Here is a 13,391-nt window from a genome sequence, read left to right as displayed (position 1 = left end):
TTTACCCGCGAAAGGGCCCTGACAGGCCCCGGAAGCTTAAAGCCGGGCGCTTAGTTCCAGCCAGCGCGATCCATCAGGCGAATGGCCTCGGCCTGGCGCTTGCCGGCCACTTCCACGGGAATGCTGTCAGCCTTGAAGCTGCCCCAGGCCGCCACTTCAGCCGACGGTTTGACCTTCGGGTTGGCCGGGAACTCCTGGTTGATGTCGGCGAACAGCTTCTGCGCTTTCTCGCCGGTCATCCACTCGACCAGCTGCTTGGCGGCTTCCGGGTGCGGTGCATGCTTGGTCAGGCCGATGCCCGACAGGTTGACGTGCACGCCACGGTCGCCCTGGTTGGGCCAGAAGATCTTCACCGGCAATTTCGGGTTCTGGGCGTGCAGGCGACCGTAGTAGTAGGTGTTGACCACGCCGACATCGCACTGGCCAGCCTCGATGGCCTGGATCACCGAGTTGTCGTCGGAGAACACATCGGTGGCCAGGTTGCCGACCCAGCCTTTGACGATCTGCTCGGCCTTGGCCTCACCGTGGTTCTCGATCAGCGTGGCAGTCAGCGATTGGTTGTACACCTTCTTCGCCGTGCGCAGGCACAGGCGGCCTTCCCAGTGCTTGTCGGCAAGGGCTTCGTAGGTGGTCAGTTCGGCCGGTTTGACCCGCTCGGTGGAGTAGACGATGGTCCGCGCGCGCAGGCTAAGGCCGGTCCAGTCATGGGACGAGGCGCGGTACTGTGGCGGGATGTTCTGGTCGATGATGTCGGACTTGATCGGCTGCAGGATGCCCATCTGCTCGGCTTGCCACAGGTTGCCGGCATCGACGGTGAGCAGCAGGTCGGCCACACCGTTCTCGCCCTCGGCCTTGATGCGCTGCATCAGCGGGGCTTCCTTGTCGGTGATGAACTTCACCTTGACCCCGGTCTCGGCGGTGTAGGCGTCGAATACCGGCTTGATCAGCTCGTCGATGCGCGAGGAGTACACCACCACTTCGTCCGCGGCCTGGGCGGTGCCGCCGAACAGGGTCAGGGCCAGGGCGGCCAGTAGGGGCTTGCGTGGCAACATGGAAAGCACTCCTCGGATCGTATGAGAGGTGCAAATGGTAGTGAATCCCATTTTCCGACTCATCATCCGAGCAGTTACCGGATGTTGCAAAGGGCCGCTTCGCGGCCCCAGCGATCTCAAGCCTTGGCAAGATCCGGCAGGTCACCCGTAAGCCCCAGCGCCTGGCGCACGAACATCGCCTTGGCCTCCGGCATCTGTTCCACCAGCTTCAACCCGCTGTTTCTCAACCAGCGCAACGGCAACGGATTGGCCTGGAACAGCCGCTCGAAGCCTTCCATCGCCGCCATCAACGCCAGGTTGTGCGGCATGCGCCGGCGCTCATAACGGCTGAGCACCTTCACATCCGCCAAGCGCTCGCCGCGCTCGCAGGCATTCTCCAGCACCTCGGCCAGCACCGCAGCATCGAGGAAGCCCAGGTTGACGCCCTGCCCGGCCAACGGGTGAATGGTGTGCGCGGCATCACTGATCAGCACCAGCCCTTCGTCCACGTAGCGCTTGGCGTGGCGCTGGCGCAACGGCACGCAGACGCGCGGGTCGGCCTCCAGCACATCGCCCAGGCGCCCCTCGAAGGCGCGCTCCAGGGCCTTGAGGAAGGCCTGGTCATCCAACGCCATGATCTGCTCGGCCTGCTCCGGGGTCGTCGACCAGACGATCGAGCACCAGTCCTGCTTGCCGTCACGCGACAGCGGCAGGAACGCCAGCGGCCCCTCGTCGGTGAAGCGCTGCCAGGCGGTGGCCTGGTGCGCGGCGCTGCAGCGCACGCTGGTGACGATCGCGTGGTGCAGGTAATCCCACTCGCGGGTCTCGCAGCCGGCCAGCCGGCGCACCGCCGAGTTGGCGCCGTCGGCAGCCACCACCAGCGGTGTACGCAGCTGGCGGCCATCGGCCAGGGTCAGCAGCCATTCGTCACCGGAGCGGCGCAGCTGCTCCAGGCGGGCATTGGGCAACAGGCCGATGTCGCTGTCGTGCAGGCGTTCCAGCAGACCGTCCTGCACTACCCGGTTCTCGACGATATGGCCGAGCACCTGGGCATGTACGCTGGCTGCCGAGAAATGAATCTGACCGGTACCGCTGCCGTCCCACACATGCATGTCGGAATACGGCGACACGCGCCGCCCGGCGATACCGTCCCAGGCACCCAGGCGCTCGAGAATGCGCTGGCTGGCCGCCGACAGGGCACTGACCCGTGGCTCGAACGGTGCGGCACCGTCGAACGGTTTGACCGACAGCGGGCCGCCATCGAGCAGGAGAATCTCCAGGCCGCTGTGGCGAAGCGCCAGGGCCAGTGCGCTGCCGACCATACCGGCACCGACAATCAACAGATCTGCGCGCATTTCCATGCCTTACGCCTGCCTCGCTTGCGGCTTGAGCCGCACGTATAGGGTTTTATCGACTCGTGCCACAAGCTCGCCGGCTTCGTCACGGATATCGACCTGCACACGCGGCAGGTACTTCTTGCCGGTGGCGGTCTGCTGGCGGATCTCGCCCAGCAGCGCGTCATCGACGTGGAATTCGGCGTACACCGTGCCTTTGCCCGGCGCAATGAAATCGATGCTGGCGGCCTTGTCCCAGACGATGTACTCGCGGCCCAGTTGCTCGATCAGCAGCAGCATGTAGAACGGGTCGACCATCGAGTACAGGCTGCCGCCGAACTGGGTGCCGACGTAATTGCGGTTCCAGCGGGTCAGCTTCATGCGTACCTTGACGCTGCGCATGTCCGGGCTGATGTGCTGGATGTGGATGCCAGCGCCGAGGTACGGCGGGTAGAAATTCAGCAGCCAGCGCAACATGCGCGCCCGGCGCGCCAGCCTGCGCGGGCTGCTCATGCCTGGCCCCGCGGATCGGGGCGGGTGCCAAGGCCCATGGCCTGGCGGGCGAACCAGCTTTTTGCCGGTGGCAACAGGTCGAGCCCGAGCAGGCCGATATTGCGCCCGGCAGCCAGCAGCGGCTGGTTGCTGCCGAACAGGCGGGTGACCTGGTCGGAGAAGCCGATGGTCAGGGCCTGGTCGAGGCGCTGGCGCTGGTGATAGGCCTGCAGGGTGGCGAGATCGCCTGGGTGCTGCGGGCCGGCCAGCAGCGCATCGGCCAGCGACTGCACGTCACGCAGCGACAGGTTGAAGCCCTGCCCGGCGATCGGGTGCAGGCTGTGCGCAGCGTTGCCCAGCACCACCAGATGTGGGCGTACCTGCTCCTGGGCTTCGATCAGCGCCAGCGGGTAGAGATGCCGGGCACCGACCTGGCGCAGGGCGCCGAGGCGATAACCAAAGGCATCCTGCAGCTCCCGCAGGAAGCTGCGCTCGTCGATTTCGGCCAGGCGCCGGGCATCCATCCCTTGCCGCGTCCAGACCAGCGCGCAGCGGTTGTCCGGCAATGGCAGCAACGCCATCGGGCCTTGCTCGGTAAAACGCTCGAAGGCTTGGCCGCAGTGGGCCTCGCCTGGGGTGATGTTGGCGATCAGCGCGCTCTGCTCGTAGGGCGTACGGCGCACATGGATACCCAGTTGCTCACGCAGGCCGGAGCGGCCACCGTCAGCCAGCACTGCCAGGTCGCATTCCAGGCTGGTGTCGTCGTCCAGCAGCAGGCGGTAACCACCTTCGATGGCCTGCATCGCCTTCACCTCGGCGGGGCAGCGCCAGCTCACTACCTCGCTGTCCAGCCCTTGCCACAGGCATTGGCCGAGCCAGGCGTTCTCCACCACGTACCCCAGAGCCGGCACGCCTTCTTCCAGGGCGTCCAGGCGGGTGGCGCCGAAGCGGCCACGGTCGGAAACCTGGATCTGCCGGATCGGCTCGGCACGCGGGCTGATGGTCTGCCACAGGCCAAGGTGCTGGTAGATCTGCCGGGTGCCGAACGACAGCGCCGAGGAGCGTGCATCGTAGCTGGGCTGGAAGCTGTCGCCGGGGGCGAACGGCTCGATCAGCAGGATCTTCCAGCCCCGCGCCTTGGCGCCGGCCTGCAGGGCCAGCGCCAGGCTTGCGCCCACCAGGCCACCGCCGATGATCGCCAGGTTGACCCGACTCATGCCGCGTCCTTGCGCGCAGCCTGCATCAGCGCCTCGATCTCGGCGACCGTGCGGGGCACACCCGAGGTCAGAATTTCACAACCTTGCTTGGTCACTACCACGTCGTCCTCGATCCTGATGCCGATGCCGCGCCATTTCTTCGCGACCTCCTGATTGTCGGCGGCTATGTAGATGCCTGGCTCGACAGTCAGCGCCATGCCGGGCTCCAGCACCCGCCACTCGCCACCAACCTTGTACTCGCCGACATCATGCACATCCATGCCCAGCCAGTGCCCGGCGCGGTGCATGTAGAAGGCCCGGTAGGCCTCGCTGTCGATCAGCGCCTGCACCTGACCCTTGAGCAAGCCGAGCTCCACCAGGCCTTCGGTGATGACCCGCACGGTCGCCTCGTGGGCATGGTTCCAGTGCTTGCCTGGGGCAATCTCGGCAAAGGCCGCGGCCTGGGCCTTGAGCACCAGCTCGTAGATGGCCTTCTGCTCGGGCGAAAAACGCCCGCTGACCGGGAAGGTGCGGGTGATGTCGCTGGCGTAGCAGTCGATCTCGCAACCGGCATCGATCAGCACCAGGTCGCCATCCTTGAGCGGGGCATCGTTCTGCTGGTAGTGCAGGATGCAGCCATTGCGCCCGGCGGCGACGATCGAACCGTAGGCCGGCATCTTCGCCCCGCCCTTGCGGAACTCGTAGTCCAGCTCGGCTTCCAGGCTGTACTCGTGCAGCCCGGCCCGGCAGGCCTGCATGGCCCGCACATGGGCGCGCGCAGAGATCTCCGCAGCGGCACGCATGACCTTCACTTCCGCTGCCGATTTATACAGGCGCATGTCGTGCAGCAGATGATCCAGCGCAACGAACTCGTTCGGCGGCTGGGCGCCGAGGCGCGCCTTGGAGCGGATCACGTTGATCCAGTCCATCAAGCGGCGATCGAACTCAGCGTTGCTGCCCATGGCGCTGTAGACCCGCTCGCGGCCTTCAATCAGGCCTGGCAGGATCTCGTCGATATCGGTGATCGGGAAGGCGTCGTCCGCGCCAAAGTCACGCACTGCGCCTTCCTGGCCAGCACGCAGCCCGTCCCACTGCTCGCGCTCCGGGTTGCGCTCGCGGCAGAACAGCACGTATTCGCCATGCTCGCGGCCAGGGATCAGTGCGATCACCGCCTCAGGCTCGGGGAAACCGCTGAGGTACTGGAAATCGCTGTCCTGGCGGTACACGTGCTCGACGTCGCGGTTGCGGATGGCAACTGCGGCGGCGGGCAGGATGGCGATGCTGTTGGGGACCATCTGCGCCATCAGCGCCTTGCGCCGACGGGCATACTCGGCCTTGGGTATGTGGCTCATGGGCAGGACTACCCCCGGTTGATCAGTGCAGCGAAGGTTTTGGTGCAGGTGCGGCAGGCGCGGCCAGCTCCGTGTACAGCAGCAGCGGCGCGACGCGCAGGTACTCCATGACTTCCATGTAGTCGCTCTCGCCGTCTTCGGATTCTTCAAGGGCTTCCTGGACCTGGGAAATGGCCACCAGGTCCTGCAGCACTTCCTTGGCTTCGGTAGACAGGTCCTTGCCACCCGCGTTCAGGCCGAAGCCGGTGATGAAGCCCTGGCACCACTGGCCGAGCGCCTCGGCGCGGTCAGCGAGTGCGGCATCGTCGCTCGGCAGCAGCAGGACGATGGCCATGTCTTCGCTGTTCAGCTCGCCCTTGACCATCTCTTGCAGGCCGATCAGGGCATTGCGCACGGTGTCACCGGGTTCGATTTCCAGCAGCTGGGCGGCATCGGCCAGCCAGGCCTCGGCATCGAAGCCGGCACCGGCGCAGCTGCGGCCGATCAGCAGGCCGTGCAGCTCGGCAGGGGTTACAGGGTGGCCATTGCTCGAAAGCAGCATGGCGAAGGCAACGTAAGGCGATTGAGTATTAGGCATGGTCGGCTAGGCGCCAGACGGCGCATTTGACTAGAATGAAGACCTTGTATCCTAGCACCGGCAGGCGCGCCAAGACCATCGGCACTGGCCGCCGCTGCGCAGGGAGAGGCATCATCGCAGGGTGATTCAACGACGGAGCGAATCGAGTGCAACCCACGCAAGAGAACGACCTGCAAGCGCTGATGAGCCGATTCGAGTTGCTGATTGAACGCATCGAGCAACTAAAACGGCAAAATGCACTCCTAGTAGCTCAGGAAAAATCCTGGCGCGAGGAGCGCGCCCACCTCATCGAAAAAAACGAGATCGCCAAGCGCAAGGTCGAGTCGATGATTTTACGCCTGAAGGCCCTGGAGCAAGACTCATGAGTTCAAGCAATAGCGTCACCGTGCAGATCCTCGACAAGGAGTATTCGATCATCTGCCCGCCGGAAGAGCGCAACAACCTGGTCAGCGCCGCGCGCTACCTGGACGGCAAGATGCGCGAGATCCGTAGCAGCGGCAAGGTGATCGGTGCCGACCGTATTGCGGTCATGGCGGCGTTGAACATCACTCATGAAATGCTGCACCGCCAGGAAGAACGTACCGACGCGCCGGTGAGTGGCACCAACCGTGAGCAGGTGCGTGACCTGCTGGAGCGGGTCGATCAGGCTTTGTCCGACGACGCGGGTACCAAAAACGGCTGAGATTGGTATACTGGCGCCACTCCCTGGGGGATGCGCCAGTCGGTTATGTCCCTGAGCCGATACGCACAACCACGGGGGTTGCACGCTGGGGCCGGTGTGCATGTCCGCCCGACGGAAAGCCTTAACGCCCCCTGCAATCTCCACCTTGAACTTTCGGGTTCAAGGGCTACACCGATAGCGGTCTTATCGGGGAGCCTGATTCTTCCTGCCCAGCGCTCAGCTGGGCAATCCGACACCTGGGATAACCAGTGCCATGACCGAAACTGCGCCGCTTACCCGCCCCCAGCTTCGTCGCCTGCTTCGCAATGCCCGCCGCGCCCTTACACCCGCCCAGCAACACCAGGCCTCACGCGGGCTGTTCCGCCAGCTGGCGCAGCACCCCTTGTTCCGCCGCGCCCGGCATATCGCCCTGTACCTGCCCAACGACGGTGAAATCGACCCGCGCCTGCTGCTGCGCGAGGCCCAGCGCCGGGGCAAGCGCACCTACCTGCCGGTACTGCATGCCTGGCCGCGCACGCGCATGGTGTTCCAGCGTTTTGAACAGGGCGAAAAGCTCAAGCGCAACCGCTTCCGTATTCCCGAGCCGTTGACCGATCGTCGGCGCCAGCGCCCGATCTGGTCGCTGGACCTGATCCTGTTGCCGCTGGTCGGTTTCGATGAAGTCGGTGGTCGACTGGGCATGGGAGGGGGCTTCTACGACCGCAGCCTGGCCTACCAGGCACGTCGCAAGACCTGGAAGAAACCATTGCTGTTGGGGCTGGCGCATGAATGCCAGAAGGTCGAGCGACTGGCGCAAGCCAGTTGGGATGTACCACTGCAGGGGACGGTCAGCGACCGTGGCTGGTACCTGGCGCCGAACTGACGGCGTCAGCGGGGAAGTCAGCGCTTCTGCGGGCTGGCGTCGACCGGCGTCTGATAGGCGGTGTCCAGCTTGCGCTCCCAGATACCCTGAGCATAACCGGTGGTGACCACACCAAGACCAAAGATGAAGACCAGGATCCACAGGAGATCCGGTTTGCGTTGATTCATCGAAGAATGCCCCCCTAGGCATACGTTCAGGCTCGGCGACCTTCTAGGTGCCGCCGGAGCGTCTAGCTTTAAAATCGGCGCATTTTCCGACAACCTGAGTCGACACGCAAACGTTGACGCCAACCGGCTGTCGGTTTCGTGCAACAGGTTATTTCAAACCTTTTCAGGAGCAGTATCCATGGCCTATTGGCTGATGAAGTCCGAGCCCGACGAGCTCTCGATCGAGGGTCTGGGCCGCCTGGGCGAGGCGCGCTGGGATGGCGTACGCAACTATCAGGCGCGCAATTTCATGCGGGCCATGGGCGTAGGTGACGAGTTCTTCTTTTACCACTCCAGCTGCCCGCAGCCGGGCATTGCCGGCATCGCTCGAATCACCGCAGCGGCCTACCCGGACCCGACGGCACTGGACCCGGAAAGCCACTATTTCGACGCCAAGGCCAATGCCGAGAAGAACCCGTGGAGCGCGGTAGATGTGGCCCACGTGAAAACTTTCCGTCAGGTGCTGGGGCTGGGTTTGCTCAAGCAACAGAGTGCGCTGGCAGAATTGCCGCTGGTGCAGAAAGGCACGCGGTTGTCGGTGATGCCGGTGACTGCGGAGCAGTGGGCGGCGATCATTGCGCTGGCGCGATGAGTTCGGCTTTAGTGCTGCAGCGCGCTTGCGATCGAGCGCCGCGCGGGCGGCGCTCGATGTCACAGACGCCAAATCTCTAAAGCCAGGCCAAATCACTGCACAATCAGGTTATTGAACAGCAGATCCTCGACAATCGGCTTGCCCTCTTCCGACTCCATCACCTGCTGCACCTGCTTCAATGCTTCCTGGCGCAGCTTCTCCTTGGCCTCGACGTTGCTCATGCTATCCACCGTCTGCTGGGTAAACAGTGCGACAAGCTGATTACGGATCAACGGCTCCTGGTGTTTGACCGCAGCTGCCGCAGCGTCGCCGGTTACGCGCAGGGCCACATCGGCCTTGTACACGCGCAGCTTGGGGCTGCCATCGAGGGCGTAGTTGCCGACGAAGGGCGGGCTCAGGGTGATGTAGGAAACCTTCGGCTCCCCTTCCTTGGCTTCCTCGGCCATGGCCGCCGCTGGCAGCATCAGCGCCAGTACCATCAAGATCCACGCTTTCACGAATTCGCTCCTAGAAACAGTTGGCGCCAGCTTACCCAGCATGCCGGACAAACCCAAGCCCGGGCTTGTGCCAACACTTATACCCGCACATCAGGGCAGGGCATGCTCGTTGACCGGGCAGGCGCCCCTCCTACACTTATCGGCCACTACACGCAAAGGAATAGCCCCGATGAAAGCTGTGTTGTGCAAAACCCTGGGCCCAGCTCGTGACCTGGTGCTGGAAGAGGTGGCCAGCCCGGTGCCGAAGAAGAACGAGATCCTGCTCGACGTGCAAGCTGCCGGGGTCAACTTCCCCGACACGCTGATCATCGAAGGCAAGTACCAGTTCCAGCCACCCCTGCCGTTTTCGCCGGGTGGCGAAGCCGCTGGTGTGATCGCTGCGGTCGGCGAACGGGCCGGTACCTTCAAGGTGGGCGACCGGGTGATGGCCCTGACCGGCTGGGGGGCGTTTGCCGAGCAGGTGGCGGTGCCGTTCTACAACGTCATGCCGATCCCCGAGCACATGGATTTTGCTACTGCCGCTGCGTTCGGCATGACCTATGGCACCTCGATGCATGCACTCAGGCAGCGCGGCCAGCTGCAGCCCGGCGAAACCCTGCTGGTGCTCGGTGCATCCGGTGGCGTTGGCCTGGCAGCGGTGGAAATCGGCAAGGCCATGGGCGCAAAAGTGATTGCTGCAGCCAGCAGCGCCGAGAAACTCGCCGTTGCCAAGGCCGCAGGGGCTGACGAACTGATCGACTACAGCCAGGCCAGCCTCAAGGATGAGATCAAACGCCTGACCAGCGGCCAGGGCGTGGATGTAATCTACGACCCGGTGGGCGGCGAGCTGTTCGACCAAGCCGTGCGCGGGCTGGCGTGGCAGGGCCGGCTGCTGGTGGTGGGGTTTGCCAGCGGGACGATACCGCAGATGGCGGCGAACCTGGTGCTGCTCAAGGGGGCGGCGGTACTTGGGGTGTTCTGGGGGGCGTTTGCCCAGCGACAACCCGAGGACAATGCGGCCAACTTCCAGCAGCTGTTTGCCTGGCACGCGCAAGGCAAGTTGAAGCCATTGGTGTCGCAGACTTATCCACTGGCTGAAGCCGGGGCTGCCATTGAAGCGTTGGGGCAGCGGCGGGCTGTGGGTAAGTTGGTGGTACTGGCCCAGTAAGGCAGGTTCGGGCTCTTCGCGGGTTCACCCGCGAAGAGGTCCGTGCAGGCTATGACAACGCCTGAACCGCGCCTCGAGATTGCGATCGGGCATCTGATGGCTACGCAGCGCATTCAAGGTCTGCTCGACATAATCGCGCGTGGTGCCGTATCGCCCCTTGGCACTGGCCAGAATCTGGCTAAGCAACGTATCCGGCAAGTTGCCTGCATAGCATGGCAGGTGCCGCTCCAGCACGAACCCCAAGGCCTGCACCTTGCTGCCATCACCCAGCCGGCAGCTGAGCCAGTGCGGCCGATAGGCCGGATAAGGCATCTCCCGCTGCCACAGGGCCATCAGCGAATCATCAAGGTTGCTTTCATCGAGGCGATAGGCAAACCCGCTGCAAGAGCCCCCGCGATCCAGGCCAAAGACCAGGCCGGGCGTTTCCGGTGTACCCCGGTGCTCGTGCGACCATAAGTACAACCCGCGGTGATAACCATGCACGCGCGCCCGCTGGCGCTCCACGGAATTACATTCCGGGCGCCAGATCAACGAACCATAGGCAAACAGCCAGACCGGGCCACCTTCATGGCGCGACATGGTCGTATGCATGGAGTTGAGCAATTGCTCACGGGTCAGTTGCTGACCGAAGTCGAGCGTCGGAGGATAAGCAACTTCCCAGGACAAACTTTCAAGTGCCGACATAACTGCCGCCATTATTCCCCGTGTACTACAGATGTAGCGAGAGCCGTGTGCCATGCGGCCTGCGCCGCCGCGCCACGGACGCTTGCATTAACCATAGAATAGAAACCGGGCAATGCTCAAGCCCTGGCGTGAAAGTTTCACGCACAGTCCCGACGACTGGGAGTTATTATTTCGAAGGCGGTGAAAGTTATTGGCGCAGGCGGTAACAATTACCGCCTTATACCCACTAGTTCAAACTTCGGTTATTAACCGCGCGGTGCGTAGGCAAACACATCGGCACGCATGCGGTGTGCATCCATGCCGGCCTCGACCAGGGCGTCGAGGGTGGCGTAGACCATGTTTGGCGAACCGCTGGCATACACATGCACGGTATTGAGGTCTTTCACGTCTTCGCACACTGCTTCATGCAGCATGCCGCAACGCCCTTCCCAGCCGCACAGGTCACTGACCACCTTGTGCAGGAACAGGTTGGGCAAGCGCTCCCATTCGGCCCAGTGCTCGATGCTGTAGAAGTCTTCCGGGCGGCGCACGCCCCAGTACAGGTGCACCGGGTGCTTGAAGCCCTGGGCACGACAATGTTCGACCAGGCTGTGCATCTGGCCCATGCCGGTGCCAGCAGCAATCAGCACCAGCGGCCCGTCAGGCAGCTCGGCCAGGTGGGTATCGCCGAACGGCATTTCGATACGCACCAAGCGGTCACGCTGCAACTGCGCCAGCAGCTGCAACGCGCTGGCTTCGCGGGCCAGTACATGCAGCTCGAGCTCTCGCCCGGAATGCGGCGCGGAGGCCAGCGAGAAGGCTGCTGGCTTGCCGCCCTCGCGCTCGATCATCAGGTACTGCCCGGCATGGTAACGCGGCGGCTTGCCCGCCGGCGCACGCAGGCGCACGCGCCAGACGTCGCCACCGACCTCGACGCATTCGCTCACACTGCACGCCAGTTTGCGCACCGGCAGCTCGCCCAGGGCAAGCACACCATCCCAGAGCAACACACAGTCCTCCAGCGGTTCGGCAATACAGGTGAACAACTCGCCATGGTCACGGACTACACCGTCCTGACGCACACTTCCTTCGACCAACAACGCGGCGCAGACATGGCAATTGCCATTGCGGCAGCTGTTCGGGCAGTCATAGCCCAGCCGCCGCGCTCCATCCAGGATCCGTTCCCCGGGTTCAAGCGCCAGCACCGCCCCGGACGGCTGCAACGTTACCTGCATCAATCTATTCCCAACTGATCCCACAGCTCATCGATACGGCGGGTGACGGCATCGTCCTTGACGATGACCCGGCCCCATTCGCGTGTAGTCTCGCCCGGCCACTTGTGCGTGGCGTCCAGGCCCATCTTCGACCCCAGCCCCGATACCGGCGACGCGAAGTCGAGGTAATCGATGGGCGTGTTGTCGATCATCACCGTATCACGCTTGGGGTCCATGCGCGTGGTGATGGCCCAGATCACATCGTTCCAGTCGCGGGCGTTGATATCGTCGTCGGTGACGATAACGAACTTGGTGTACATGAACTGTCGCAGGAACGACCACACACCCAGCATCACGCGCTTGGCGTGGCCTGGGTACTGCTTTTTCATGGTTACTACCGCCATGCGGTACGAGCAACCTTCCGGCGGCAAGTAGAAGTCGACGATTTCCGGGAACTGCTTCTGCAGGATCGGCACGAACACTTCGTTCAGCGCCACACCCAGGATCGCCGGTTCATCCGGCGGCCGGCCCGTGTAGGTGCTGTGGTAGATCGGTTTCTGCCGGTGGGTGATGCGCTCGACGGTGAACACCGGGAAGCTGTCCACTTCGTTGTAGTAGCCGGTGTGATCGCCATACGGGCCTTCCGGGGCCATTTCACCCGGGTGGATCACGCCTTCGAGGATGATCTCGGCGGTGGCCGGCACCTGCAGGTTGCTGCCACGGCACTTGACCAGCTCGGTACGGTTGCCACGCAGCAGGCCGGCGAAGGCGTATTCGGAGAGGGTGTCTGGCACAGGCGTCACGGCGCCAAGGATGGTGGCCGGGTCAGCCCCCAAGGCCACGGCGACCGGGAACGGCTGGCCCGGGTTCTTCTCGCACCACTCACGGTAATCCAGCGCGCCGCCACGGTGGCTCAGCCAGCGCATGATCACCTTGTTGCGGCCGATCACCTGCTGGCGATAGATGCCCAGGTTCTGGCGGTCCTTGTTCGGGCCACGGGTCACGGTAAGGCCCCAGGTAATCAGCGGCGCCACGTCGCCTGGCCAGCAGTGCTGGATCGGCAGCTGGCCGAGGTCGACATCGTCGCCCTCGATGACCACTTCCTGGCACACCGCATCCTTGACCACCTTGGGCGCCATCGACACGACCTTCTTGAAGATCGGCAACTTGGACCAGGCGTCCTTCAGGCCTTTCGGCGGCTCCGGCTCCTTGAGGAAGGCCAGCAGCTTGCCGATCTCGCGCAGTTCGTCGACCGACTCGGCGCCCATGCCCATGGCTACGCGCTCTGGCGTGCCGAACAGGTTGCCCAGTACCGGGATGTCGAAGCCAGTGGGCTTTTCGAACAACAAGGCCGGGCCCTTGGCGCGCAGGGTGCGGTCGCAGACCTCGGTCATTTCCAGGACAGGGGAAATCGGAACCTGGATGCGCTTGAGTTCACCGCGCTGCTCCAGGCCACGGATGAAGTCGCGCAAATCGCGATACTGCATGCATGAGCCTCGTGTTGGCCGTATCGGTCGGGGTGCAGAGTGTAGCGCCGATAGGGTTT

At 63.8% G+C, this 13,391-nt stretch carries 16 protein-coding genes and 1 other RNA gene; 6 read left to right on the top strand and 11 right to left on the bottom strand.

Going from position 1 to position 13,391, the window contains the following annotated elements:
* Positions 1-50: 50 nt before the first annotated feature.
* The 6 genes from F6X59_RS06130 to F6X59_RS06105 form a co-directional block, all read right to left on the bottom strand.
* On the bottom strand, positions 51-1,052 hold the full coding sequence (locus F6X59_RS06130) for an extracellular solute-binding protein (protein ID WP_152955434.1): 1,002 nt from the start codon (positions 1,050-1,052) through the stop codon (positions 51-53).
* A 116-nt stretch (positions 1,053-1,168) separates the two neighbouring features.
* Positions 1,169-2,386: a 2-octaprenyl-3-methyl-6-methoxy-1,4-benzoquinol hydroxylase gene (locus F6X59_RS06125; RefSeq protein WP_178120044.1), complete on the bottom strand. Its 1,218-nt coding sequence runs from the start codon at positions 2,384-2,386 to the stop codon at positions 1,169-1,171.
* 9 nt (positions 2,387-2,395) lie between these two features.
* Complete coding sequence (locus F6X59_RS06120; RefSeq protein WP_152955430.1) at positions 2,396-2,878, bottom strand: DUF4442 domain-containing protein; 483 nt, start codon at positions 2,876-2,878, stop codon at positions 2,396-2,398.
* Positions 2,875-4,074, bottom strand: a complete 1,200-nt coding sequence (gene ubiH, locus F6X59_RS06115; RefSeq protein WP_152955428.1) for a 2-octaprenyl-6-methoxyphenyl hydroxylase — start codon at positions 4,072-4,074, stop codon at positions 2,875-2,877. Before ubiH ends, F6X59_RS06120 begins: the two co-directional genes overlap by 4 nt.
* A complete protein-coding gene (gene pepP, locus F6X59_RS06110) occupies positions 4,071-5,405 on the bottom strand; it encodes a Xaa-Pro aminopeptidase (RefSeq protein WP_152955426.1) in 1,335 nt (444 codons plus the stop codon). Before pepP ends, ubiH begins: the two co-directional genes overlap by 4 nt.
* Positions 5,406-5,427: 22 nt before the next feature.
* Entirely contained in the window at positions 5,428-5,982 is a 555-nt protein-coding gene (locus F6X59_RS06105; protein ID WP_152955424.1) for a YecA family protein, read from the bottom strand.
* A 182-nt stretch (positions 5,983-6,164) separates the two neighbouring features.
* On the opposite strand from F6X59_RS06105, the gene F6X59_RS06100 reads away from it, so the two are divergent.
* The 4 genes from F6X59_RS06100 (at position 6,165) to F6X59_RS06085 (ending at position 7,526) form a co-directional block, all read left to right on the top strand.
* Complete coding sequence (locus tag F6X59_RS06100; protein ID WP_031322377.1) at positions 6,165-6,347, top strand: TIGR02449 family protein; 183 nt, start codon at positions 6,165-6,167, stop codon at positions 6,345-6,347.
* Complete coding sequence (locus tag F6X59_RS06095) at positions 6,344-6,664, top strand: cell division protein ZapA (protein WP_152955422.1); 321 nt, start codon at positions 6,344-6,346, stop codon at positions 6,662-6,664. Before F6X59_RS06100 ends, F6X59_RS06095 begins: the two co-directional genes overlap by 4 nt.
* Positions 6,665-6,681: 17 nt before the next feature.
* Positions 6,682-6,861, top strand: a non-coding RNA gene (ssrS, locus tag F6X59_RS06090) — 6S RNA.
* 56 nt (positions 6,862-6,917) lie between these two features.
* Complete coding sequence (locus tag F6X59_RS06085) at positions 6,918-7,526, top strand: 5-formyltetrahydrofolate cyclo-ligase (RefSeq protein WP_085676402.1); 609 nt, start codon at positions 6,918-6,920, stop codon at positions 7,524-7,526.
* A 17-nt stretch (positions 7,527-7,543) separates the two neighbouring features.
* Here the strand turns inward: F6X59_RS06085 and F6X59_RS28350 are convergent, their stop codons facing one another.
* Positions 7,544-7,693: a hypothetical protein gene (locus tag F6X59_RS28350; RefSeq protein WP_178120040.1), complete on the bottom strand. Its 150-nt coding sequence runs from the start codon at positions 7,691-7,693 to the stop codon at positions 7,544-7,546.
* Between the two features lie 178 nt (positions 7,694-7,871).
* Between F6X59_RS28350 and F6X59_RS06080 the strand changes: the two genes are divergently transcribed.
* Positions 7,872-8,324 (top strand): EVE domain-containing protein, encoded by a 453-nt coding sequence (locus F6X59_RS06080; protein ID WP_152955420.1) that lies wholly within the window; start codon positions 7,872-7,874, stop codon positions 8,322-8,324.
* Between the two features lie 92 nt (positions 8,325-8,416).
* On the opposite strand, the gene F6X59_RS06075 is transcribed toward F6X59_RS06080, so the two are convergent.
* Positions 8,417-8,821 carry a flagellar basal body-associated protein FliL gene (locus F6X59_RS06075; protein WP_176507537.1) on the bottom strand — a complete coding sequence of 135 codons (405 nt, stop codon included), beginning with the start codon at positions 8,819-8,821 and terminating at the stop codon, positions 8,417-8,419.
* A gap of 169 nt (positions 8,822-8,990) precedes the next feature.
* Between F6X59_RS06075 and F6X59_RS06070 the strand changes: the two genes are divergently transcribed.
* Positions 8,991-9,968: an NADPH:quinone oxidoreductase family protein gene (locus F6X59_RS06070; protein ID WP_152955416.1), complete on the top strand. Its 978-nt coding sequence runs from the start codon at positions 8,991-8,993 to the stop codon at positions 9,966-9,968.
* A 24-nt stretch (positions 9,969-9,992) separates the two neighbouring features.
* On the opposite strand, the gene F6X59_RS06065 is transcribed toward F6X59_RS06070, so the two are convergent.
* From F6X59_RS06065 to ubiD, 3 genes are all read right to left on the bottom strand, one after another.
* On the bottom strand, positions 9,993-10,652 hold the full coding sequence (locus F6X59_RS06065; RefSeq protein WP_152955414.1) for a gamma-glutamylcyclotransferase: 660 nt from the start codon (positions 10,650-10,652) through the stop codon (positions 9,993-9,995).
* A gap of 245 nt (positions 10,653-10,897) precedes the next feature.
* Positions 10,898-11,866: a CDP-6-deoxy-delta-3,4-glucoseen reductase gene (locus tag F6X59_RS06060; protein WP_152955412.1), complete on the bottom strand. Its 969-nt coding sequence runs from the start codon at positions 11,864-11,866 to the stop codon at positions 10,898-10,900.
* Positions 11,866-13,332 carry a 4-hydroxy-3-polyprenylbenzoate decarboxylase gene (ubiD, locus tag F6X59_RS06055; RefSeq protein ID WP_152955409.1) on the bottom strand — a complete coding sequence of 489 codons (1,467 nt, stop codon included), beginning with the start codon at positions 13,330-13,332 and terminating at the stop codon, positions 11,866-11,868. Before ubiD ends, F6X59_RS06060 begins: the two co-directional genes overlap by 1 nt.
* Positions 13,333-13,391 lie beyond the last annotated feature (59 nt).

The sequence above is a fragment of the Pseudomonas sp. MN1F genome, assembly GCF_009391885.1.
Classification (GTDB): Bacteria; Pseudomonadota; Gammaproteobacteria; order Pseudomonadales; family Pseudomonadaceae; genus Aquipseudomonas.
Note: the sequence above shows the minus strand (reverse complement) of the source record. Positions and strands in the feature narration are given on the sequence as shown.